Raw genomic sequence first — 26,194 nt, forward strand, 5'->3', positions numbered from 1 at the left:
GTAAGGCATTGAAACCTCTGAACCTTTGTTTCTTTACAACTTTAAACCTTTAAGAAAAAAGTACATCATGAATTTCTGCTACCTTATCAAAAACACTTTTTGCAAAAGGACAAAGCGGGATTATTTTTAGATTATTAGCTCTGGCATATTCTACGGCAGCCATAACCAGTTTTTTACCAACGCCTTTTCCGTTAAATTCTTCATTGACTTCAGTATGGTCGATGATGAATTTAGAATCTCCAGCCCAGGTATAAGTCATTTTTCCGGCTTGTTTTTCATCTTCTACAGCTTCAAAATAGCCTCTTCTTGTATCGTTTATTTGTTTGATTTCCATGATAAGTTATATTAATGTGGTTTTTATTTCTATTGAATGCGTTAAAATTTTATGTATTGGACAACTGTTGGCAATTGTTTCTAATCGTTGTCTTTGCGTTTGATCTATTTCGCCTATAATTTCTATTTTCCGGGTAAATAGCGATACGTTTTTTTCAGTATCTCGTTCAAAATTGACTTTGATGTTAATTTCAGAAACGTCCCATTCTTTGCGGTTGATATACATTCTAAGGGTAATCAATGTGCAGGAAGCTAAAGAAGAAGCCAAGAGTTCTGATGGACTAAATCCTAAATTTTTCCCACCCATTTCCTGAGGTTCATCCGCGATTACAATATTTCCGCTGGCTGATTTTATTTCCGTTCGATACAAGCGTGTATCTATTTGTGCTGATATTGTTTCCATATATTATTTGATTCTTGGTTCAGGTAAAGGTACAAACTCAGTTTCTCCGGGAACTTTAGGAAAAGTTTGTTCGGTCCAGTCTTTTTTGGCTTTTTCGATGAGGTTTTTATCTGAGGACACGAAATTCCAAAAGATAAAATGTTCTTCCGGAAACGGTGTTCCTCCAAAAATATAAACAGTAGTGTTTTCAGCTATTTCAAATTCACATAAAGTACTATCAGTGGTGATTAAAATTTGTTTCGGATCGTAGACATGCTCGCCACTTTTAATACTTCCTTCTAAAATATACAATCCGCTTTCACCAAATAAATCCTTACCGATATTTATTTTTTTAGCTTCGGTGCTTTTTATTTCTATAAAATATAACGGACTATAAACCGGAACTGGAGATTTTTTACCAAACGCTTCTCCGGCAATTAATTTATACGAAACACCCTCTTCTTCCCAAGCTGGAATACCATCTGCTTCAACATGGGTAAAATTGGGTTCCATTTGCTCTAATTCTTTGGGAAGCGCCACCCAAATTTGCAATCCGTGAAGCATTTTATCCGAATGCCTTAAATATTCAGGTGTTCTTTCAGAATGCACAATTCCTTTTCCGGCAGTCATCCAGTTTACAGCACCCGGTTTTATTTCTAATTCAGTTCCTAAACTGTCACGATGCATAATGCTTCCTTCAAACAAAAAGGTAAGAGTAGAAAGACCAATATGCGGATGAGGAGGAACATCCATATTTTCGTGATCACTTAAATGTGCAGGTCCCATATGATCAATAAATACAAAAGGCCCAACAGCTCTTTTTTCACGGAAAGGCAATAATCTGCCTACCATAAAATTGCCAATGTTTGCAGCACGTTCTTCGATAATTAAACTAATATTTGACATGGTTATTTTGATTTGATTTGAAAACAAAATTACAGCAGGAATAGAAATCTGTAACTTAATTTAGATTAAGAAAAGTTGTTTTTTTGTATTATTTATAAAAGTAAGGAAAATGTGGAATAATTCAAATTCATTTATTTGATGCAGTTCTGTTTGTCATTTCTATGATAAAACCATTTTTTTTCAGGAGCTAATCCCGCTATCCGTTTCAATCTTTTGTGGCGAACCCCGCCACAAAAGGATTTCCACTTCTATCGGGGCTAGGACAATCATTTTCATGACAATATTTTCGTGTAGTTTGTCATTTCGAGGAACGAGAAATCTCCGTGAGAAGCTCGACAAAGATTGGATTTTCGTTGCAGAGTTACTTGCGGAGATTTCTCGTTCCTCGAAATGACAAAACTGCGAGAATTCGTATTTAATCTACAAGTTCAAATTCCAGAGCCTCGCTTTCAGTACCGTTAATAATAATCGACAATTGATGTATTCCGGTATGAAAAACGCGAGTGGTAATAAGTTTGAAAGATTGGTTTCGATCAACTTTAGTTAATTGATTGGGCTGATAGATTTTTTCACTGATTTTAAAGACTTTTTTTGCTAAATGTCCTTTTGATTTCTTGTAATGAACGGCATATTCTAAACGAATGGTCTTGGTTTCTTTATTTTTGTTAATTAAATGAAATTGAAACTGAAGATAATCACCAATTTTTACAACAGGCGTTTTGATTTCAAAATCAGAAAGTTCAATATTTGTGCTTTCTAAACCATAATGACTTAGAACTTCGGGATGCCCTTGTTTTAATAAAGTTCGGCAGCCGTGTTTGATAATTCCGTCCGTTTCTTTGCTAAAACCTTTCCATTTTGAAGCTATTTCAAGCACAATTTGCGGATTATCTTTTGCAATATCATTTAGGTTATTAGCAACGCTTCGGCGGACATATTCTGAAGAATCATTTTTTAGGTTTTCTAAAATGGGAAGGATGGAAGCAGGGTCTTTTTTCAGGAACGGAATTGCCATTGCCCACGGTAATCTTGGTCGGCTCCCTTCACTGGATAATCTACGAACGTGATGATTTTCGTGCAACGACCATTTTGTCATTTCATCAATCATTTTTTCTTTATATTTTAAAATGAAAGGGCGAACGGCAAATTCGCAGCTTATAAATTGTGTGATGGAAACAAAGGCTTTCGCCGAAGTTTTAAAATCGTCCAAACCATACATTTCAATATAATCAGCAAAAAATATGTAGGCCAGATTTCCTTCTGTAAAGTTTTTTTTCAGATTCCCGATGATTTTATCAATTACAGCAACAGCTTCAGGGAAATTTTGCGGCATAAATTGATGAAAAACAACTGTAGTGTGTTTCATGCGGTCTTTCCATTCTTTTTGATTAAAATCACCTTCATAAATGGCTTTAATAAATTTTTGTTGATCAAAAGCCGGATGTACTTCGGCTACAGCCTGACCAAATTTTTCGTAAAAAGTAACCGAATAAATATCTTTAATTAATCCCATGATTTTGTTTGAATGAACCTCAAAGATATTTAATGTTTTCAATTAAAATTATAGATTTTACGTGAAATTTTAAACACATAGAAACATAGATTTTAAAATTATAGACAAAAGATGGTTTTTAAAAATCTAGATTTTTAGATATAGCTGAATGCATTTAGCTATGTGTATTAATGCTAACTGAAACGCCTTTGTTAAAGTATTAAATCTATGTTTCTATGTATTTAAAAAATAATCGTTTTCCTTATAATTAAGGTTAGTATTTTTAACTTTAATAATTTTTTCGTAGATAGTATACTTTCAAATCGACAAAATATGTCCTACTTTAGCATCTTATAAAACTTAATAAAAATGATTAGCGAAGTACAATTTCAAGCTGAATTACAACTATTGATTAGCAACGCAATCCGGGAAGATGTAGGCACGGGGGATTACAGTTCATTGGCGTGTATTCCTGAAACGGCACACGGGCAAGCTAAATTATTGGTAAAAGATCAGGGAATTATTGCAGGTGTTGCGCTTGCAAAAATGATCTTTGAATATGTAGATCCAAAATTAAAAATCAAGACTTATATAGAAGACGGAACGCATGTAGAATATGGTGATGTGGTTTTTGAAGTTTCAGGAAGTTCGCAATCTATTTTAAAGTCAGAAAGAGTGGTTTTGAATACTATGCAGCGTATGTCTGCAATTGCGACAAAGACAGATCAGTGTGTACAACTCTTAGCAGGAACCGGTGCTAAAATTTTAGATACCCGTAAGACAACTCCAAATTTCAGGGCTGCAGAAAAGTGGGCTGTAAAAATAGGAGGTGGTGAGAATCACCGTTATGCACTGTATGATATGGTCATGCTGAAAGACAATCATATTGATTTTGCCGGCGGAATTACTTTAGCCATCAAGAAAACGAAAGAGTATTTGAAAGCAAATCATTTAGATTTAAAAATTATTGTTGAAGCCAGAAATTTGGATGAGATTCGTGAGATTCTTTTAAATGACGGAGTTCACAGAATTCTGATAGACAACTTCAATTACGAAGATACTAAAACGGCAGTTCAGTTAATAGGAACAAAATGCCAAACAGAATCGTCTGGAAATATTAACGAAAAAACGATTCGCGAATACGGACTTTGCGGAGTAAATTATATTTCATCAGGCGCTTTGACGCATTCAGTTCATAACATGGATTTGAGTTTGAAAGCTTTCTAAGAAATTATAAGGTATGAATTGTCAATGATGAGTTTTAAAGAATCTAAAAATCTGTCCCGATAGCTATCGGGACAACAATCTAAAATCAAAAAAATATGTCTCAAGAGATAGAAGATCGGATTGAAAAGATTCCTGTAGTACGTTCTCTTGCCCGATTTTTGAAGAGAATAAAGCTACCATGGCTGGAAGGTTTTTCGTTATACGATTTACTCGAAATGTATACCATTGGCATTATCGATGGAGCATTTTCCTATCATGCGAGTGCAGTTTCGTTTAGTTTTTTCATGGCCTTGTTTCCCTTTGCCTTATTTATTTTAAACTTAATCCCTTTTATTCCTATAGAAAATTTTCAGGCAGATTTTTTGTTGTTTGTACAGCAAAGTGTTCCTCCAAATACGTATGATGCTATTAATAAAATCATCAGTGATATTTTAAATAATAGTCATTCTGGATTGTTGTCGTCAGGTTTTTTGCTTTCTATTTTTTTAATGGCAAATGGTATTAACGGGATTTTAAGCGGTTTTGAATCTTCTAAACATGTTTTTGACAAACGTGGTTTTTTTAATCAATATTTAGTAGCGTTGGCCATTTCGCTCGTGATGACTATTATATTATTTGTAACAGTAGCAACGATCGTTGTCTTTGAAGTATTTATTCAAAAGACGATCATTCAGGATGTGTTGAGTGATCGTATTCCGCTCATTATTTTAGGAAGATATTTGTTTGTGGTCTTAATGATTTTGATAACTTCTTCAATATTATTGCGTTATGGTACAAAACAATACAATAAAGTACCTTTTATTAGTATTGGATCAGTTTTTACAACCATCTTAATTGTTATATCTTCGTTCTTTTTTGGGATTTGGGTTATAAAATTCTCAAAATATAATGAACTTTATGGTTCAATTGGTACATTATTAATTCTAATGTTTTATATTTGGATAAACTGTATGATTCTGCTTTTGGGATTCGAACTGAATGCAACTATCAGAAAATTAAAACAAAAAAACAAATAATATTATGAAAAATTGGATGTTAACTATTGGTATTTTCTTTCTGACATTAGGTACAATTCACAGCCAAAGTGTTATTGGAAAATGGAAAACAATTGACGATGAAACCGGAGAAGCTAAATCTATTGTAGAGATTTATGAAAAGTCAGGAAAAGTATATGGTAAAGTGGTAGAGATACTTCGTGCCGATCATAAAAAGGATCTCTGCGTGAAATGTGATGGTGCAGATAAAAACAAACCCATTTTAGGCTTGAACATTATCAACGGACTTAAAAAAGATGGTGACGAATATAGCGGAGGAACTATTTTTGACCCTACAAACGGTAAAAAATACAAATGTTATATAACGCTTGAATCTGCCGATAAACTAAAACTTCGTGGTTATATTGGAATCTCTATTATGGGAAGAACTCAATACTGGACAAGGGTAAAAAATTAATTTTATAAAATAAAATGCGAAAATTAGCATCGATAATTTTATTCTTGGCCATGCTATCCAACAGTTTTGGACAATCTAAGAACTCGCCATTACAAATAAGTCATCTTACAGGTGACTTTTATGTTTATAAAACATTTCATGACTATAAAGGAACCTTGATTTCTGCAAATGCATTGTATCTTGTTACTAATAAAGGTGTTGTGTTGTTTGATGCGCCTTGGGATGAAACGCAGTTTCAGCCGCTATTAGATAGTATTAAGGCAAAGCACCGTAAAGAAGTTGTAATGCATTTTGCAACGCATTCGCATGAAGACAGGGCAGGAGGTTTAGATTTTTACAGAAAACAAGGAATTAAAACGTATACCATAAAATTAACGGATGAAATTCTTAAAAAAGAAAATAAAAAAAGAGCTGAGTTTGTGATTCCAAATGATACTACATTCACGGCAGGACAACATACTTTTGAAATTTATTATCCTGGCAAAGGTCATGCGCAAGATAATATTGTGGTTTGGTTTGCTAAAGAAAAAGTACTTTACGGAGGTTGTTTTATAAAAAGTGCAGACTCAAAAGATTTAGGATATCTGGGAGATGCTGATGTAAAAGAATGGGAGAAATCTATTAAAAAGGTACAGGCAAAATTTAAAAATCCTAAATATATTATTACTGGTCATGATGATTGGAAGAATCTTGGATCTTTAAATCATACTTTAAAATTAGTTGAGGAATATAATGCAGCAAAGGCTTTAGATAAAAAATAATCCCTTGAAATCTTAATAAAATATTTACATGTTTTTTGTCGAAGTTGTTCTACCGCTTTCTTTAGCGAAAACCTTTACCTATCGTATTTCTGAGGCTGAATTTCATTTTATTAAAAAAGGAATGCGCGTTGCGGTGCCTTTTGGTAAAAATAAAATCTATACAGCGCTGGTAATTGATATTCATCAAAACGAACCAAGCTTGTATGATGCCAAAGAAATCCATCAAATATTAGACGAAAAACCAATTGCAACCGAAATCCAGATTAAACACTGGCTTTGGGTGGCAACTTATTATATGTGTGGTATTGGCGATGTGTATCGGGGCGCTTTCCCAAGTGGACTATTACTGGAAAGTGAAACTATTATTTCGCATAAAACAGATGTTGAGGTAAATCAAGATGAGCTTTCTGATGAAGAATTTTTGGTTTACCAGGCTTTACAACAACAAAGCTCCCTGAAAGTTCAGGAGATTATTTCGATATTAAACAAGAAAAATATCTTTCCGGTTCTTCAAAAAATGATTTCCAAAAATATCATCGTTTTAGAAGAAGAAATTAAAGAAGGGTATAAAACTAAACTGATTCGATATGTAAAATTACATACCAAATATGAATCTGATAATGGCTTAGGAGAATTGCTGGAAGTATTGAAGAATGCCAATAAACAAAAAGAAATTGTTTTGGCTTATTTTCAAATTATGGCTACTGAAAAGAAGCCTGTTACTGTAAAAAAATTAGTCGAGGTTTCAAATTCATCTTCGGCAGTTGTGAAAGCTTTGATTGATAAAGAAATTTTTGAAGAATATCTTTTACAGCAGGACAGGGTTTCGTTTACCGGACAAGCGACTGAAAAACAATTATTATTAAGTGAGGCACAGGAAGCTGCTTTTACAGCAATTAAGGATAGTTTTTTAGAGAGAGAAGTTTGTTTGTTGCATGGTGTTACGTCAAGCGGAAAAACGGAGATTTACATCAAATTGATAGAGGAGTATTTAGTTACCGAAAAACAGGTTTTGTATTTGTTGCCGGAAATTGCACTTACAACACAATTGGTTTCGCGCTTGCGACTTCATTTTGGAGATAAAGTGGCGGTTTTTCATTCTAAATACAGTAATAATGAAAGAGTAGAGGTTTGGAAACAAACACTCGAAAATTCGCCAAAAGCGCAGATTGTAATAGGAGCGAGATCTGCTTTGTTTCTTCCTTTTAATAATTTAGGCTTGTTAATTGTTGATGAAGAACACGAGCAAACGTTTAAGCAAAGTGATCCTGCTCCACGTTATCATGCCAGAGACGCAGCTATTGTTCTGGCAAATTTTCATAATGCAAAAGTGCTTTTGGGATCTGCAACGCCAAGTATTGAAACTTATTTTAATACTCAAACGGATAAATATGGTTTAGTGACCCTTGCAGAACGTTATAATAATGTTCGAATGCCTGAAATTCTTTTGGTTGATTTGAAAGACAAACATTTCAGAAAAAGAATGACAGGACATTTTAGTGACCTTTTAATCGAAGAAATTGCAGAAGCGTTGTCTCTGGGTGAACAGGTGATTTTATTCCAAAACAGAAGAGGATATTCGCCTGTAATTGAATGTATGACCTGCGGACATGTCCCGCATTGTCAGCAATGCGACGTGAGTTTGACTTTTCATAAACATAAAAACCAATTGCGTTGCCATTATTGCGGTTATTCTATTGCTAAACCAACACATTGTCATAGCTGTTCAAGTATTGATCTCACCACTAAAGGATTCGGTACAGAACAAATCGAACAGGAATTAGTATCACTTTTCCCTAAGGCCAAAACAGGCAGAATGGATCAGGATACGACTCGTGGGAAATTTGGTTTCGAAAAAATAATAGATTCGTTTAAAAACCGCGAAATAGACATTTTAGTGGGAACACAAATGCTGGCAAAAGGTTTAGATTTTGATAATGTGAGCCTTGTTGGTATTATGAACGCTGATAATATGTTGCATCATCCTGATTTCAGGGCTTTTGAACGCAGTTTTCAGATGATGACACAAGTGGCAGGAAGAGCAGGAAGATCTGAAAAACAAGGTAAAGTGGTCATTCAGACCTATAATCCAAATCATAATACAATTCAGCAGGTTACCCATCATAATTATATGGGGATGTATAAGGAACAGTTGTATGATCGACAAATTTATAAATATCCGCCTTATTTCAGAATTATAAAGCTGACTTTGAAACACAGGGAATTTGATAAGCTGAAAGAAGGTTCTATGTGGTTGTATCAGGTTTTAAGTCAAAACTTAGGAATTCCGGTTTTAGGGCCTGAAGAACCGGCGATCAGCAGAATCAGGAATGAATATATCAGAACTATTTTGATTAAGATTCCGCAGAGTATGCCTTTGGGCGGAACGAAAAAAACTATTCAGAAAATGTTGAATAGTTTTGAGGCCGTTGCTCAGTACAGAGCTATAAAGGTAATTGTCAATGTCGATTTTTATTAAATTATGACGACGTTGACAATGCTTTTACTAAATCTTCTTTTTTATTTCGGCTAAGCGGAATTTTAGTAATTCCAATTTCGGCAAATTTACTATTGAAGCGTTCTACCTTATCAATATTAATGATATAAGATTTGTGCACACGAATAAACTTGTCTTTTGATAAATCATTCTCAAAAGATTTCATTGTTGAAAGTACCAGGTTGCTGTCATCTTCAGTAACTACTCGTACATAATCTCCAAAAGCTTCAATCCATTTGATTTTTGCGGTGAAAATTTTAAGTTTTTTAAGGTTACTCTTGATGAATATATGTTCGCCTTCCTCTTCTTTTACATCTTTTTTTAGCAAATGCATGTCGATGGCTCTTTTTACAGAAGCGTTAAAACGATCTACAGCAATAGGTTTCTGAAGGTAATCAGTAGCGTCATAATCAAAGGCTTTTAAAGCATATTCTGCTTTAGAAGTTATAAATATAATTTGCGGCTTAGATTTTAGGCCGTCCAGGAAGTCGAATCCATTTATGACAGGCATTTCTATATCAAGAAATATTAAATCGATATTATTTAGAGAAATACAGCTTTTTGCTTCTATTGCATTAGAAAAATCCCCGATTAAGTGCAAACCTGGGTGATTATTAACTAATTTTGCAATAATTGTCCTCTGTATAGAACTATCATCTACAACAACACAGTTTAGTTTCATAACATAAAAATTTAAAATAAATTCAGGATAGCAGTAGTAAATGTATTATAATTTTGTAAAAAAAACTAAAATCAGCCTGCATTTTTTACTTTATAACGAATAAAAGCAAAAAAGTGTTGTATATATAAATTTAATGGTTACTTTTGCACCCAATTTTAACAAATAAATATTGTATTTATGAATCATTATGAAACTGTTTTCATTTTAAATCCCGTTTTATCTGAGGTTCAGGTGAAGGAAACAGTAACGAAATTTGAAGAATTTCTTACTAGTAGAGGAGCTGAAATGGTATCAAAAGAGGATTGGGGTCTGAAAAAAATGGCTTACGAAATCCAAAACAAAAAAAGTGGTTTTTATCACTTATTCGAATTCAAAGTAGCTGGAGAAGTTCTAATTGCTTTTGAAACTGAATTTAGACGTGACGAAAGAGTTATGCGTTTCTTAACTGTAAGTTTAGACAAACATGCTATTTCATGGGCTGAAAGAAGAAGAGCCAAATTAAAATCTACTAAAGCTTAATTATTATGTCTACAATAGAGCAATCTGCAAAAGGAAAAAAAGACGGAGATATCAGATATTTAACGCCTTTAAACATTGAAACTAACAAAACTAAAAAGTACTGTCGTTTCAAAAAATCAGGAATCAAATATATCGATTATAAAGATGCTGATTTCTTATTGAAATTCGTGAATGAGCAAGGAAAAATTCTTCCTCGTCGTTTAACAGGAACTTCATTAAAATACCAAAGAAAAGTTTCTGTAGCTGTAAAAAGAGCTCGTCACTTAGCTTTAATGCCATACGTGGCGGATTTATTAAAATAATATTAAAAACAAAGTTGTTGGTTTCCGGTAAGATGGAACCTAACTTCTCAAATAAAGGACAACAACATGGAACTTATTTTAAAACAAGACGTACAGAATCTAGGATTTAAAGATGATGTAGTATCTGTAAAAGCAGGTTACGGTCGTAACTTTTTGATCCCTCAGGGTTTTGCTGCTTTAGCAACTCCTTCGGCTAAAAAAGTATTGGCTGAAAACCTAAAACAAAGAGCTCACAAAGAAGCTAAAGTTGTTGCTGATGCAAAAGCATTAGCTGAAACTTTGAAAGCAATTGAAATTAAACTTTTCGCAAAAGCAGGTGGTGAAAAATTATTCGGTTCAATCACGAATATTGATATCGCTGACGCTTTAGCTAAAGGTGGACAAGTAATTGATAGAAAATTCATCACTAGCGGTATCGTTAAACGTACTGGTAAATACACTGCAAATGTGCGTTTACACAGAGATGTAATCGTTGAATTACCATACGAAATTGTTGCTGAAAAGTAATCGTTTTATATACTATATAAAAATCCCGATGCGAATCGGGATTTTTTTGTTTAAAAGAAATAATAATTAATCAGACTTAAAGTTATTTGCGCAAAGCATCTTGCTTAAAGCTTATAGCGTAAGGCATAAAGCCTAAAAGAAAATGAAATACGCAAGATTAACAAAAGAGCAATTTGATGAATTGCACGCAGAATTTGCTAATTTTTTAGCTACACAAACGATTGATAAAGCAGAGTGGGACTCTCTTAAAATAAATAGGCCTGAAGTGGCAGAACAAGAGCTGGATGTTTTCTCAGATTTAATCTGGGAAGGTGTTTTATCAAGAGCTGAATTTTTAGAGCATTTTTCTAAAAACCACATTTTCTTGTTTAAATGTTTTGAGAAAGATGTGCAATCAATAGTTTTAAAGTCTTTAGTGCCTGAAACAGACTTTTTAACTAAAGATGGTTTACAATGGCTGAGTGATAATATGTTTACAGAAAACATAGAAATGAAAGTTGGTAAAAAAGTATTTACAGAAGATCGAAACGGCTCTATTTTTGAATTAATTCAACAAGGAGCATTCTTAAGCGATGGACAATTATTTACTCAAATTAATACTATTATTGAATCGTAATTTTTTCTTCAAATAAGTTTTTAAAAGTTAAGTGATTGATGTTAAATTATTTACCTTTTTTTATTTTTTTAACTTTTGTTTAAACTTTTTTGTTTTTTTTAATGCCTCTTCTTGTCTTTTTTTTAGAATAGTGTAAGAAAACGTTTTTTTAGGTTTTAAATGTAAGTTTTACTTTTCAATTACTCTTTTTTTTCCTTATCTAATCCTTTTTGTAGTATAAAATATAGTACTTTACTTACTTTTTTAATGTTTAACACAAAAAGGATTTTTTTTTTGTGACATTTATAACAGTTCCTTTTAGTTAAAAAGTGTAGGTTTTTCTGATATTTTAACGGTTTTGACAATTTTAGAGTTTTGGTAAAATTAAAAAAATAGGAATTTTATGCTTGTTTTGCATTTTTGTTTTTTCTAATTTTAGAATAGGAAAGTTAAACAAAGTGGTTTTTTGTACTTTTTTTAATACAATTTATTACAATATCAATTTGATTGTAGTTTTTGTGCCTTTCATTTGAATTTAAAATTGAAGATTTATATAATAACTTAATTAGTTCGCTTATGGAATTGACATTTACTTTATTTATCAAATTTGCATTAATTATTTCTATTATTTCAGTTTTACTTTTTATCTGTTTAAGAGTAATTAACTCTATTATCAAATTTGATCTTTTTTCAAGTGCAAACTTTTTTCAACAATTTTATAGTTATATCAGTTTTTTATTTTCAAAGTACAATCGGCGACTTTGTGAATGAAGAGCATTTTTGCGTTTAAATGATTTATTCAGAAAAATGCTGCTTAATAGAATAACGGATTCAATTTTTAGACTTTCATTCTAAATCAACAAAATTTACAGATTGCCTAATCAACTTTCTATAGATGTTGAATCCTTCTATATATTTGAGAATTCCCCCAGTTCTACTCAATTTAAATTTTCATTTATGAAAATTAATCCTATAACAAATCACTCCTTTATGGGAGATTGATTCAGATTAGTATTCCCTAAAAGTTCCGGGACATTTTATTATTCAAAATAATAATAAGTGTTCTTTAGTATACTTTGGTATACGCTATACAAAATGATTTTTTAAAGAAATGAAGTTTACATTCTTAGTATTCTAGTAATTTAAATTTCATATTAACTAGTTGATTATTAACGTTTTTAAAATTGCCTAAGCATACGTGCTTATCGCAACAGTCCTTTTATTGTCCATTTTCTAATCTTCCAAATTATGAAAAAAATTTTTACTTTTTGTGATCTCAATTTTCAAAAGAGATTATTCGGACTATTACTTTTATTCCTTTTATGTAGCAACGCCTTTGCGCAGACAGTTTGTAGACCTGTTTCTCAAACTAATAGCCAGGGGGGAGTTTTATGTGTAGGATTAAATGTAACGAATCCCGCGAGCGCATACGATAATGATGCGAGCTTAGCGACTTATGCAAGTCTGACGAATGCCGTCGGGGTAGGGTGTTTTGTTGAAGAAACATTAACCCTAAATCAAACTGCACGAGCAGGTGATCAAATTGTTATGTATTTGGGTACAGGCAATGGTGTACTCGATGTTGGATTACTATCCAATGTGTCTTTTCAGGCTAAGCTTTCGGGAGCTAATGTAGGATCAAGTGTGGCTTTAAATAATCCTGTTCTTAATGCGGGTTTACTTAATGGTAATACTATTGGAGTATTTAAATTTACTGTAACAGGCGATACCAATCAAATACAAATTCAGGTTGGTGGTCTTTTAAGTCTTCTTGTAAATTTAAGAATTTACGATGTTCGCTTAGATTTTGCAAAACCTACAATAACGGGAGGTTCGACGCAATCAATTTGTTCAGGAAGTTCAACTACATTAACTGCTGCTCCGGTAGCAGGAACAACCTTAGCGTGGTATGATTCACCAACATCTACTGTTGCTTTGTCTGCTACAAATACTTTTACAACTCCCAATTTAAATGCTAATACAACCTATTATATTGGAGTAACGAGAACTGCAGGCTGTGAAGGTAGTGAGCGCTTACCTGTAACGATAAATGTCTTAAATCCTGTTTTACCCATTATTAGTACTACAGGTACTGCAATTTGTTCCTCGGGGGCAACACAGGCAACGTCATTATCGGTTATAAATGTAGTACCGGGAACAGTTTATTCCTGGTATAGTGCACCAACCGGCGGTGTTGCTTTAGCTACCGGTACCACTTATATTCCAACGGTACCAACGGGTGTAACTAATTTTTATGTAGATGCATCCATTGGTGCGTGTGTCACCCCAACACGAACTCCTGTTAGTGTTACTTCAACTCCAGTTCCTGGAGTTGCCACTATTTTAACGCAGAGTGTATCAATATTATCGGGTCAAAATGCAACATTAAGTGCTTCAACAACTGAAGCAGGGGTTACATTGGATTGGTACGATGCCCCAACGGGAGGAACTAAATTATTAGCTAACTCTACGTCTTATACAACTCCAATTTTGACAGCTACAAAAACGTATTATGTAGAGTCGGTTAATCTTGCCGGAGGATGTGTGAGCGCAACAAGAGTTCCGGTAACGGTCACAGTAGCGGCTACTCCGTTAGGAGGTTGCTTAGAAGCTAATAGCCAACAAACTACTCAAAACGGACTTTGTTTACTTTGTTCTTCTACAACCCCAAACAATTCTGTTGATGGAAATATTACTACAGCTGCAAGACTGACTCTTCCGGTAGGTTTAGTAAACGGATGGATTCAGCAAACGTTACAATTTAATAATCCTGGTAAAGCGGGTGATATCGTAGATGTCTTATTAGCATTACCGGGAGGGATTGCTGATCTTTCATTATTAGGAACGGTTAGTCTGGCGACTTATAACGGTGCTACTTATAATAACGACAGGGTTTTTATCAATAATTCTTTGGTTACTTTGCAATTATTATCAGGAAATCAATTTAAAGCAAGTATTGTTGCCGGTGCGAATTTTGATCGTGTCGAAATTAGATTAGGAGGTGCGGTAACTGTTTTAACCAATTTAGATATCTATCAGGCAACTTACAGATATAAAGCACCAACTATTTCAGGAAATGCAACTATTTGTAGTGGACAAACCGCAACTCTAACTTCTAGTGCTGCTTTGGGTGAAACTATCAAATGGTATGATGCTTTAACTGGAGGAAATTTATTGAGCAGTACAGCAACTCTTACAACTCCAGCTTTAACAGCTAACACAACTTATTATGTTGAGGTTACTCGTAATGGATGTGTAAATAGTGAAAGAAATCCTGTTCTTGTTACGGTAAACAATCCTGTAGTGCCAAGTGCAATTAGTGTTGTTCCTTTAAATTTATGTAGTGGACAATCAACTACAATAACGATTCAATCCCCAGTTGCAGGCACCACTTATAGATGGTATGATGCTGCTAGCGCCGGAACTTTATTGTTTACAGGAACTTCTTATACAACACCAAATTTAAGCGCTTCAACAACTTATTACATTGAAGCGGGAATCGGAAGTTGTTCAAGTGCAACTCGTACACCTGTTGTTGTGAATGTGAGTGCGCGACCATCAGCACCTGTACCTGTTTCTTCAAATGTAATAATTCAGTCAGGTCAAAGTGTAACGTTAGCTGTTATAAGTCAGGCAGGTACCACTTATACCTGGTATGATGCTGCTTTAGGAGGAAATACTTTAGCACTCAATACGAGTACTTATACTCCTAGTCCGGTTCTAACTGCAAATAAAACATTTTATGTTGAAGCTACGACTTCAGCTTCAGACTGTACAAGTAGTACAAGAGCTGTAATTAATGTTATGATAACTAATACGGTTAGTAGCTGTTTACAACCAAATTTGCAGGTAACATCATTAGATCCAAGTATACCAATTTCACTTTGTATTGGATGTACTTCTACTAATCCAGATAATTCTGTAGATGGAAATATAAATACATTTGCGACTCTTTTTACTCCTGTTGCGGCTGCCGGAGCCTACATTCAACAACAGTTAACTTTTCCTTCAACCGGACAGGCAGGAGATATTATAGAGGTTGACTTAGAATTACCAGGAGGACTTGCTGATGTTTCATTGTTAGGGGGGGGAATTAGTTTAGCAACCTATAATGGAACAACTTATAATAATGACAGATTCTTGCTTACTAATAGTTTATTAAACTTACAGTTATTGTCAGGAAATAAATTTAAAGCCAGTTTTCCTGCATCAGCTGCATTTAATAAAGTTGAAGTTCGTATAGGAGGCGGAGTGGCTACTTTACTAACTACTCTTAATATTTATGAAGCTTCTTACAGATTTAAAGATGCCACAATAACTGGGGCAACAGCGCCAATTTGTGCGGGAGGAACAGCTACCTTGACAGCATCTTCTACGGCAGGAGATACATTTGCATGGTATGATGCTCCAACAGGAGGAAATTTAGTAAGCGTTAATCCAACTCTTCCATTAAACGGTACGACAATTTACTATTTAGAAGCTACTCGTGGAGGAACTTGTATTAATAGTGTTCGTCAGCCTGTTACCATTACTGTATTGCCTATTCCTACGGCTGCAGATATTGCAATTACAACTCCTTTAACGGCTTCTTGTGCGGGAGGAGTTATATTAGCTCCGACATCTGCTTTATCGGGAGCAATATTTAAATATTATACAGATCAAAATAAAACTCAGGAAATTATAACAGGATCTACTGTTGCTGCCCAACCGGGAGTAACTTTCTCTAAAGACCCTACTACTGGAGCACTTACGGTTAGTGGACTTAATTCTGCCAACGCTCCTTATAACTATTATGTGTCTGTTCTTAATGGAGGTACTTGCGAAAATGTAAATGGAACATTAAAACAAGTTACAGTAAATTATCCGGTTGGCGCAGCGTTGACAGTTGCACCTACTTTGGCTGGTTGTGCTACAGTAAGTCTAAAAGATGCTATTACAAATTTTGATACGTCAGGAAATACCACTTATACTTTCTTTGATGCTGCAAGCAATCCAATCACAGATCAGGTTGCTTCAAATATTACTGCAAGTGGTAATTATTTTATTCAGGCTCAAACGACTGGTGTTGACTGTTCTTCGGCTAAGTTGCCGGTTGCAGTAACAGTTAATCCGCTACCAACATTAACAGGGGTAACAAATTCAATAGCGGTTAATATAGGATCTTCAGTTGCATTAACTGCAACATCAAACGGAACGATAACCTGGTATAACCCACAAGGAAATATATTAGGATCAAATAGTACCGGACCTCTTAACACCGTTGGTGTTTTTACTTATACTGTAATTGCGACACTCGGATCTTGTACTACGAGTCAGACGGTAACGATCAGCGTTATTGATCCTGCTGCTTGTGATGTTTTATTAGAAAGAGAATATGCTAGTATTCAGTCATCTGCATCAGTTATTACCGGGTCAGTAACAGACGGGCCTCTGGCAGTCGATAATGATCCAAGCACGTACTCAACAATAACTACAGGTTTAGGCCTTTTAGGTATTGGTACTACATGGCAAAACTTACAATGGCCAACAACTATTTCTAAAGGAACTCCGGTAACTGTTAAACTAGGTTTACAAAATAGTTTAGTTGCAGTAGGACAAAGTATTTCAGTGATAGGAACTAAACGTGATGGATCTAACAATCCAATTGATATTGGAACTTTACAATCTGTATCAGGATCATTGTTGAACTTGCTACCGGGTCAAAATTCATTTGAATTTACATTTGTCCCTTCTAATACTTCTGGTGTCCAGGATTATGATGGTATTCGAGTACAACTTGGATCTGTTTTAAGCGTGGCACAAAACATTAATGTTTATGATGCTTATTATAAAAAACAAGTAACACAAATTACTTGTGGTCAGGGCGATATCGAAGATATTTTCTCTGGTGTAAAAGACTTGGGAGTCGGAGTACTAACAGCTACGGTAGGAGTATCTAACCCATGGAATGTAGCCGACGGTGATGTAGCTACTTATGCTACAATGTTTAGTGGAGCAGGGGTACTTGCTGCTGCTCAGCTAACAACAACTTTTAGAACACCATCTATGGTGGGAGATAGTTTAAGAATTACAATTTCAAAACCAGGAACAATTTTAAATCTTGGTTTGCTTACAGGATTTACTATCCAGCTTTATTCAGGAAATATTGCTGTTGGTACACCAATACAAAATACCAGTAATTTGTTGACTTTAAAACTGCTTTCCGGAGATACTATGGCGATGACAATCGTTGCTCCTCAAACACAACCGTATGACAAAGTAGTTATTACTTTTGGAGGTGTTGCCAGTGTTTTAGATCAGCTTAGAGTACATACTATTGATCGTGTAACTAATACTGAGGTTATAGGAGGTGATCTTAATAATTCAGTCACGGTCTGTCCCGGAACAGCTATTACGCTCCAGGTTCCGCCAAAATCTTGTGCCAATTATGCCTGGTATGATTCTCCAACTGGAGGGAACCTTTTAACGAGCGGTCAGATTTATACACTTCCGGCTACATTGGCCGCAGGTACTTATAAATATTATATTCAACCAATTCGTTATGGCTGTCCTGCGTTAGAAAGAGGAGAAGTAACAGTTGTCGTTAGAGCAACTACTCCTGCAAGCGCAATAGCGAATGTAACAATCAATGGTGGAAATGGTACTATAATTTGTTCTGAAACGGGCAGTGTAACATTAAATGCAATAAATGGAACACCTATACTTACCAATCCTGTATATCATTGGTATAGTTTTGATGGCACAACAAGCCAGTTAATTGCTGGTGAAACAACTGCTCAGTTAACACTAACTGGATTGCTTCCTGGTACTTACACGTATTATGTAGGAGTTAGCTCAGATGAATATTGTGAAACTGTAATAGCAGATAGAAAACAAGTGACATTCACTATTTTACCAACTTCTCTTGCAACAGACATTGTGGTAGACAATGCTTCTATTTGTCATGATACAGCTGCTACATTAACACCATCTAGCACTTTGTCAAATCCGGTTTTCTTTTGGTATTTGGACGTTAATAAAACTCAGCCTGTAACAAATGGCGCAGTAATTAATGGAGTAACTTATACTGTAAGTGGTACAGGAGCTTTAACAGCCACTGGTTTAACAACAGCAATGAGTCCTATTTCTTATTATGTAGCAGTTACTAGTGATACTACATGTCCGAATAAAAATGGAGAGCTTAAAGTTGCGACTGTAATGATTACCGATCCGGCAACACCTACAACTAATGCCGCAACACAAAACTTCTGTTTGATAAATGCACCAACATTTGCTGATATTCAGGTGAATGAAGCAAATGTAGTTTGGTATACTGCTGCCACGGGAGGAACAATTATTCCGTTGACTACCGCATTGACAACTGGAGTTTATTACGGAGCAATAAGTGATCCTGCAACAAATTGTGAAAGTAGTGTAAGATTGGCAGTAACTATAAATGTTACCGATCCTTTAACACCAACAACAAATGATACTACACAAGATTTTTGTTTAGTAAATAATCCAACTGTAGCAAACATTCAGGTAAATGAAACAGGTGTAGTTTGGTATAGTACAGCCACAGGCGGAGCAGCCCTTGCTTCGACTACAGCTTTAGTAAATGGATCTTATTATGCGGCACTTTTAGACGCAACTACAGGTTGCGAAAGTTCAGTTCGTTTATTGGTAACAGTAACAATTACCGATCCTGGCACACCAACCACGACTGCCGCAACACAAAACTTCTGTTTGGTAAATGCACCAACTTTTGCCAGTATTCAGGTAAATGAAGCCAATGTGGTTTGGTATAGCGCAGCAACAGGTGGAACAGCCATTGCTCCAGCGACTGCATTGACAACCGGAGTTTACTACGGAGCGATCCTCGATCCTGTAACAGGATGTGAAAGTAATACAAGATTAGAAGTAACAATAAATGTTACTGATCCTGGCACACCAACCACGACTGCCGCAACACAAAACTTCTGTTTGGTAAATGCACCAACCTTTGCCAGTATTCAGGTAAATGAAGCCAATGTAGTTTGGTACAATGCCGCAACAGGCGGAACAGCCATTGCTCCAGCGACTGCATTGACAACCGGAGTTTATTACGGAGCAATCCTTGATCCTGTAACAGGATGTGAAAGCAATACAAGATTAGAAGTAACAATAAATGTTACCGATCCTGGTACACCAACTACGACTGCCGCAATTCAAAACTTCTGTTTGGTAAATGCACCAACTTTTGCCAGTATTCAGGTAAATGAAGCCAATGTGGTTTGGTATAGCGCAGCAACAGGTGGAACAGCCATTGCTCCAGCGACCGCATTGACAACCGGAGTTTATTACGGAGCGATCCTTGATCCTGTAACAGGATGTGAAAGCAATACAAGATTAGAAGTAACAATAAATGTTACTGATCCTGGCACACCAACCACGACTGCTGCAACACAAAACTTCTGTTTGGTAAATGCACCAACCTTTGCCAGTATTCAGGTAAATGAAGCCAATGTAGTTTGGTATAATGCTGCAACAGGTGGAACAGCCATTGCTCCAGCGACTGCATTGACAACCGGAGTTTACTACGGAGCGATCCTTGATCCTGTAACAGGATGTGAAAGCAATACAAGATTAGAAGTAACAATAAATGTTACCGATCCTGGCACACCAACCACGACTGCTGCAACACAAAACTTCTGTTTGGTAAATGCACCAACCTTTGCCAGTATTCAGGTAAATGAAGCCAATATAGTTTGGTATAATGTTGCAACAGGTGGAACAGCCATTGCTCCAGCGACCGCATTGACAACCGGAGTTTACTACGGAGCAATCCTTGATCCTGTAACAGGTTGTGAAAGCAATACAAGATTAGAAGTAACAATAAATGTTACCGATCCTGGTACACCAACTACGACTGCCGCAATTCAAAACTTCTGTTTGGTAAATGCACCAACCTTTGCCAGTATTCAGGTAAATGAAGCCAATGTAGTTTGGTACAATGCTGCAACAGGCGGAACAGCCATTGCTCCAGCGACTGCATTGACAACCGGAGTTTATTACGGAGCGATCCTTGATCCTGTAACAGGTTGTGAAAGCAATACAAGATTAGAAGTAACAATAAATGTTACCGATCCTGGTACACCAACCACGACTGCCGCAATTCAAAACTTCTGTTTGGTAAATGCACCAACCTTTGCCAGTATTCAGGTAAATGAAGCCAATGTAGTTTGGTATAGCGTAGCAACAGGCGGAACAGCCATTGCTCCAGCGACCGCATTGACAACCGGAGTTTACTACGGAGCAATCCTTGATCCTGTAACAGGTTGTGAAAGTGTAGAGAGATTATCAGTAACGATTAATGTAACTGATCCTGGAACACCGACTTTGGTAACAGCAGGAACACAAAACTTCTGTTTGGCAAATACACCAACTTTTGCAAGCGTTCAGTTTAATCAGACAAATATCGTTTGGTACACCGCTTTAACAGGTGGAACCTTGATCCCATCAACTACAGCGTTGACAAGCGGAACGTATTATGCAGCGATACAAGATGCAACAACAGGTTGTGAAAGTGTAGAGAGATTATCGGTAACAATAAATGTTACTGATCCTGGAACACCGACTTTAGTAACAGCAGGAACACAAAACTTCTGTTTGGCAAATGCACCAACTTTTGCAAGTGTTCAGTTCAATCAGGCCAATATCGTTTGGTACACTGCTTTAACAGGCGGAACATTGATCCCATCAACTACAGCGTTGACAAGCGGAACGTATTATGCAGCGATACAGGATCCAACAACAGGTTGTGAAAGTTTAGAGAGATTATCAGTAACGATTAATGTTACTGATCCTGGAACACCAACCACGACTGCCGCAATTCAAAATTTCTGTTTGGCAAATGCACCAACTTTTGCCAGTATTCAGGTAAATGAAGCCAATGTAGTTTGGTATAGCGCAGCAACAGGTGGAACAGCCATTGCTCCAGCGACCGCATTGACAACCGGAGTTTACTATGGAGCAATCCTTGATCCTGTAACAGGATGTGAAAGCAATACAAGATTAGAAGTAACGATTAATGTAACTGATCCTGGAACACCAACTTTGTTAACAGCAGGAACTCAAAACTTCTGTTTGGCAAATGCACCAACCTTTGCAAGTGTTCAGTTCAATCAGGCCAATATCGTTTGGTACACTGCTTTAACAGGTGGAACATTGATCCCATCAACTACAGCGTTGACAAGCGGAACGTATTATGCAGCGATACAAGATGCAACAACAGGTTGTGAAAGTGTAGAGAGATTATCGGTAACAATAAATGTTACTGATCCTGGAACACCGACTTTAGTAACAGCAGGAACACAAAACTTCTGTTTGGCAAATGCACCAACTTTTGCAAGTGTTCAGTTCAATCAGGCCAATATCGTTTGGTACACTGCTTTAACAGGCGGAACATTGATCCCATCAACTACAGCGTTGACAAGCGGAACGTATTATGCAGCGATACAGGATCCAACAACAGGTTGTGAAAGTGTAGAGAGATTATCAGTAACGATTAATGTAACTGATCCTGGAACACCAACTTTGTTAACAGCAGGAACTCAAAACTTCTGTTTGGCAAATGCACCAACCTTTGCAAGTGTTCAGTTCAATCAGGCCAATATCGTTTGGTACACTGCTTTAACAGGTGGAACCTTGATCCCATCAACTACAGCGTTGACAAGCGGAACATATTATGCAGCATTAAAAGATGAAGCATCAGGTTGTGAAAGTGTAGAGAGATTATCAGTAACAATAAATGTTACCGATCCTGGAACACCAACTTTGGTAACAGCAGGAACACAAAACTTCTGTTTGGCAAATTCACCAACTTTTGCAAGCGTTCAGTTTAATCAGGCCAATATCGTTTGGTACACGGCTTTAACAGGTGGAACCTTGATCCCATCAACTACAGCGTTGACAAGCGGAACATATTATGCAGCATTAAAAGATGAAGCATCAGGTTGTGAAAGTGTAGAGAGATTATAACGATTAATGTAACTGATCCTGGAACACCAACTTTGGTAACAGCAGGAACTCAAAACTTCTGTTTGGCAAATGCACCAACCTTTGCAAGTGTTCAGTTCAATCAGGCCAATATCGTTTGGTACACGGCTTTAACAGGTGGAACATTAATTCCGTCAACTACAGCATTGACAAGCGGAACATATTATGCAGCGATACAAGATGCAACAACAGGTTGTGAAAGTGTAGAGAGATTATCAGTAACGATTAATGTAACTGATCCTGGAACACCAACTTTGTTAACAGCAGGAACTCAAAACTTCTGTTTGGCAAATGCACCAACCTTTGCAAGTGTTCAGTTCAATCAGGCCAATATCGTTTGGTACACTGCTTTAACAGGTGGAACCTTGATCCCATCAACTACAGCGTTGACAAGCGGAACATATTATGCAGCATTAAAAGATGAAGCATCAGGTTGTGAAAGTGTAGAGAGATTATCAGTAACAATAAATGTTACCGATCCTGGAACACCAACTTTGGTAACAGCAGGAACACAAAACTTCTGTTTGGCAAATGCACCAACTTTTGCAAGCGTTCAGTTTAATCAGGCCAATATCGTTTGGTACACGGCTTTAACAGGTGGAACCTTGATCCCATCAACTACAGCGTTGACAAGCGGAACATATTATGCAGCATTAAAAGATGAAGCATCAGGTTTGAAAGTGTAGAGAGATTATCAGTAACGATTAATGTAACTGATCCTGGAACACCAACTTTGGTAACAGCAGGAACTCAAAACTTCTGTTTGGCAAATGCACCAACCTTTGCAAGTGTTCAGTTCAATCAGGCCAATATCGTTTGGTACACGGCTTTAACAGGTGGAACATTAATTCCGTCAACTACAGCATTGACAAGCGGAACATATTATGCAGCGATACAAGATGCAACAACAGGTTGTGAAAGTGTAGAGAGATTATCAGTAACGATTAATGTAACTGATCCTGGAACACCAACTTTGTTAACAGCAGGAACTCAAAACTTCTGTTTGGCAAATGCACCAACCTTTGCAAGTGTTCAGTTCAATCAGGCCAATATCGTTTGGTACACTGCTTTAACAGGTGGAACCTTGATCCCATCAACTACAGCGTTGACAAGCGGAACATATTATGCAGCATTAAAAGATGAAGCATCAGGTTGTGAAAGTGTAGAGAGATTATCAGTAACAATAAATGTTACCGATCCTGGAACACCAACTTTGGTAACAGCAGGAACACAAAACTTCTGTTTGCAAATGCACCAACTTTTGCAAGCGTTCAGTTTAATCAGGCCAATATCGTTTGGTACACTGCTTTAACAGGTGGAATTGATCCCATCAACTACAGCGTTGACAAGCGGAACATATTATGCAGCATTAAAAGATGAAGCATCAGGATGTGAAAGTGGTACAAGATTATCGGTAACAATAAATGTTACTGATCCTGGAACACCAACTTTGGTAACAGCAGGAACACAAAACTTCTGTTTGGCAAATGCACCAACCTTTGCAAGTGTTCAGTTCAATCAGGCAAATATCGTTTGGTATAGTGCAGTAACTGGAGGATCGGTTATTCCATCAGCGACAGCATTAACCAGCGGAACATATTATGCAGCATTAAAAGATGCAGCATCAGGATGTGAAAGTGTAGAGAGATTATCAGTAACGATTAATGTTACTGATCCGGGAACTCCAACAACTGCATTAGCGGCTCAGGGATTCTGTTCCGGAAATAATCCAACTGTTGCGAATATTCAGGTAAATCAAAGTAACGTGGTTTGGTATAGTTCAGCAAATGGAGGAACAGCAATTGCTTCAACGACAGCTTTAGCAAATGGAGATTATTTTGCAGCTTTAAAAGATGCAACGACAGGTTGTGAAAGCAGTATTAGGCTAAAAATTACAGTTACTATCGGAAACTCAAATAATCCAACAACAAATAATGTAGCTCAGAACTTTTGTTCAACAAGTGCTCCAACATTTGCTAGTATTCAGGTAAACGAAAGTAATGTAAGTTGGTTTAGTAGTGCTACCGGCGGAACAGCAATTCCATCAGCTACAGCTTTAACTTCAGGTACTTATTATGGAGAAATTACAGATCCAACAACAGGATGTAAAAGTGCAACCCGTTTACAGGTTATGATTACTATTGTTAATCCAATGGCAACACCTACAACGAGTTCGGTTACCCAAAGCTTCTGTTCTATTAATGCACCGAAAGTTTCGAATATTCAGGTAAACGAAAGTAACGTAAGTTGGTTTAGTAGTGCTAGTGGCGGAACAGCCATTCCATCAACAACAGCTTTAATTAGTGGTACTTATTATGGTAGTATTTCCAGCGGTTCAGGTTGTGATAATCCGGTAAGATTAGCTGTTGTAGTAAATGTAAACACACCACTTTTAATTACCACGCCAAGAACAACACAAACATTCTGTTTATCAGCAGTTCCAACAATAGCAAGTATTTTTGTAAATGAGGCAAATGTAGTATGGTATGCCTCTGCAACAGGCGGAACACCATTAGCTGCAAATACGCCTCTGACCGCTACCACATATTATGGCGGAGCGTTTAATGACACGAATAATGGTTGTGCGGGAGCTTCAAGATTAGCTGTAACGATTAATTTTGAGAATGATGCTTTGGTTCCGATCACTACAACAGATGATACACCATGTGTTTTCCAGAAAGTTACCTACTCAGTTGCCAACGGAAAATCAGATTATGTTTGGTCAGTTACTAATGGTACAATTACTTCCGGTGGAGGAAATACAGACGGATCTGTTACAATTTCATGGTCTGATATAGGACCAGGTAGAGTTCAGGTTACGTATACAAATACTTGTAACGATACCACAACTAAAACATTAAATGTTACTGTAGCAACTTGTTCTGATCTAACGATAACTAACACAGTTAGTAATCCTACACCTAATTTTGGTGATCAGATAACATTTACTGTAACAGTAAATAATGTAGGACAAGGAAACTTTATTAACACGATAGTTAGCGAGTTGCTTCCAAGTGGATACAATTTAGTTAGTGCTAGTACAACTGCAGGAACATACGATTTACTAACAGAGCTTTGGACAATTCCAACATTAAATGCTGGACAAAGTGTAGTACTTACGGTTGTTGCGGAAGTATTGTCAAGTGGTAATTACTTAAACGTTGCAACTGTTGAAATTTCAACTCCTTTAGATGCTGATCCATCAAATAATTCGGCTTCAGTATCTGTTGAACCAGTTTGTTTGACAGTTTACAATGAGTTCACTCCAAATAATGACGGAACTAATGATGTTTTCAGAATTGATTGTCTCGAATCATATCCAAACAATGAGTTGAAAGTGTATAATAGATACGGTTCATTAGTATATAGTAAACAACATTATGAAAATGATTGGGACGGAACCGCCAATGTATCCGGAGTTATCAATAGAGGAGATATGTTGCCAACAGGTACTTATTTTTATGTGATAACCATTGGAGATGGAACGGTTAGAAAAGGATGGGTATCTATAATGAGATAAACA

Annotated in this window: 18 protein-coding genes; 13 read left to right on the forward strand and 5 right to left on the reverse strand. The window is 36.2% G+C overall.

Features of this window, described 5'->3' with window-relative positions; genetic code table 11:
• Nucleotides 1–49 precede the first annotated feature (49 nt).
• From ACQY44_RS04475 to ACQY44_RS04490, 4 genes are all read right to left on the reverse strand, one after another.
• The gene (locus ACQY44_RS04475; protein ID WP_428229203.1) at nt 50–334 is read right to left on the reverse strand and encodes a GNAT family N-acetyltransferase; all 285 of its coding nucleotides are present in this window, start codon (nt 332–334) and stop codon (nt 50–52) included.
• Between the two features lie 6 nt (nt 335–340).
• Nucleotides 341–736: an OsmC family protein gene (locus ACQY44_RS04480; protein WP_428229204.1), complete on the reverse strand. Its 396-nt coding sequence runs from the start codon at nt 734–736 to the stop codon at nt 341–343.
• 3 nt (nt 737–739) lie between these two features.
• Complete coding sequence (locus tag ACQY44_RS04485; protein WP_428229205.1) at nt 740–1,621, reverse strand: pirin family protein; 882 nt, start codon at nt 1,619–1,621, stop codon at nt 740–742.
• 415 nt (nt 1,622–2,036) lie between these two features.
• Nucleotides 2,037–3,134 (reverse strand): DNA alkylation repair protein, encoded by a 1,098-nt coding sequence (locus ACQY44_RS04490; RefSeq protein WP_428229206.1) that lies wholly within the window; start codon nt 3,132–3,134, stop codon nt 2,037–2,039.
• A gap of 348 nt (nt 3,135–3,482) precedes the next feature.
• Here ACQY44_RS04490 and nadC point away from each other — a divergent pair, with 348 nt between their 5' ends.
• The 5 genes from nadC (at nt 3,483) to priA (ending at nt 9,032) form a co-directional block, all read left to right on the forward strand.
• Nucleotides 3,483–4,340: a carboxylating nicotinate-nucleotide diphosphorylase gene (gene nadC / locus ACQY44_RS04495; RefSeq protein ID WP_428229207.1), complete on the forward strand. Its 858-nt coding sequence runs from the start codon at nt 3,483–3,485 to the stop codon at nt 4,338–4,340.
• Nucleotides 4,341–4,435: 95 nt separating this feature from the next.
• On the forward strand, nt 4,436–5,356 hold the full coding sequence (locus ACQY44_RS04500) for a YihY/virulence factor BrkB family protein (protein WP_428229208.1): 921 nt from the start codon (nt 4,436–4,438) through the stop codon (nt 5,354–5,356).
• Between the two features lie 4 nt (nt 5,357–5,360).
• Nucleotides 5,361–5,792: a DUF2147 domain-containing protein gene (locus ACQY44_RS04505; RefSeq protein ID WP_428229209.1), complete on the forward strand. Its 432-nt coding sequence runs from the start codon at nt 5,361–5,363 to the stop codon at nt 5,790–5,792.
• A 14-nt stretch (nt 5,793–5,806) separates the two neighbouring features.
• A complete protein-coding gene (gene bla-B1-FLAV, locus ACQY44_RS04510; RefSeq protein ID WP_428229210.1) occupies nt 5,807–6,553 on the forward strand; it encodes a subclass B1 metallo-beta-lactamase in 747 nt (248 codons plus the stop codon).
• A gap of 28 nt (nt 6,554–6,581) precedes the next feature.
• The gene (gene priA, locus ACQY44_RS04515; protein WP_428229211.1) at nt 6,582–9,032 is read left to right on the forward strand and encodes a replication restart helicase PriA; all 2,451 of its coding nucleotides are present in this window, start codon (nt 6,582–6,584) and stop codon (nt 9,030–9,032) included.
• Nucleotide 9,033: 1 nt separating this feature from the next.
• Here the strand turns inward: priA and ACQY44_RS04520 are convergent, their stop codons facing one another.
• Nucleotides 9,034–9,732 carry a LytR/AlgR family response regulator transcription factor gene (locus ACQY44_RS04520; RefSeq protein WP_065449575.1) on the reverse strand — a complete coding sequence of 233 codons (699 nt, stop codon included), beginning with the start codon at nt 9,730–9,732 and terminating at the stop codon, nt 9,034–9,036.
• Between the two features lie 177 nt (nt 9,733–9,909).
• Between ACQY44_RS04520 and rpsF the strand changes: the two genes are divergently transcribed.
• The 8 genes from rpsF to ACQY44_RS04560 all read left to right on the forward strand — a co-directional run bounded on the left by rpsF (nt 9,910) and on the right by ACQY44_RS04560 (nt 26,191).
• The gene (gene rpsF, locus ACQY44_RS04525; RefSeq protein WP_007810575.1) at nt 9,910–10,251 is read left to right on the forward strand and encodes a 30S ribosomal protein S6; all 342 of its coding nucleotides are present in this window, start codon (nt 9,910–9,912) and stop codon (nt 10,249–10,251) included.
• 5 nt (nt 10,252–10,256) lie between these two features.
• On the forward strand, nt 10,257–10,553 hold the full coding sequence (gene rpsR, locus ACQY44_RS04530; RefSeq protein WP_002987043.1) for a 30S ribosomal protein S18: 297 nt from the start codon (nt 10,257–10,259) through the stop codon (nt 10,551–10,553).
• Nucleotides 10,554–10,619: 66 nt separating this feature from the next.
• Entirely contained in the window at nt 10,620–11,060 is a 441-nt protein-coding gene (gene rplI / locus ACQY44_RS04535) for a 50S ribosomal protein L9 (protein ID WP_428229212.1), read from the forward strand.
• Nucleotides 11,061–11,202: 142 nt separating this feature from the next.
• Nucleotides 11,203–11,676 (forward strand): DUF6495 family protein, encoded by a 474-nt coding sequence (locus ACQY44_RS04540; protein ID WP_428229213.1) that lies wholly within the window; start codon nt 11,203–11,205, stop codon nt 11,674–11,676.
• A 1,227-nt stretch (nt 11,677–12,903) separates the two neighbouring features.
• The gene (locus ACQY44_RS04545) at nt 12,904–22,653 is read left to right on the forward strand and encodes a hypothetical protein (RefSeq protein WP_428229214.1); all 9,750 of its coding nucleotides are present in this window, start codon (nt 12,904–12,906) and stop codon (nt 22,651–22,653) included.
• 32 nt (nt 22,654–22,685) lie between these two features.
• Nucleotides 22,686–23,357: a hypothetical protein gene (locus ACQY44_RS04550; protein ID WP_428229215.1), complete on the forward strand. Its 672-nt coding sequence runs from the start codon at nt 22,686–22,688 to the stop codon at nt 23,355–23,357.
• A gap of 47 nt (nt 23,358–23,404) precedes the next feature.
• Nucleotides 23,405–23,983, forward strand: a complete 579-nt coding sequence (locus tag ACQY44_RS04555; RefSeq protein ID WP_428229216.1) for a hypothetical protein — start codon at nt 23,405–23,407, stop codon at nt 23,981–23,983.
• 9 nt (nt 23,984–23,992) lie between these two features.
• Nucleotides 23,993–26,191 (forward strand): gliding motility-associated C-terminal domain-containing protein, encoded by a 2,199-nt coding sequence (locus ACQY44_RS04560; RefSeq protein WP_428229217.1) that lies wholly within the window; start codon nt 23,993–23,995, stop codon nt 26,189–26,191.
• The last annotated feature ends 3 nt before the right edge of the window (nt 26,192–26,194 follow it).

It is taken from the genome of Flavobacterium sp. (assembly GCF_965277525.1).
GTDB lineage: Bacteria > Bacteroidota > Bacteroidia > Flavobacteriales > Flavobacteriaceae > Flavobacterium.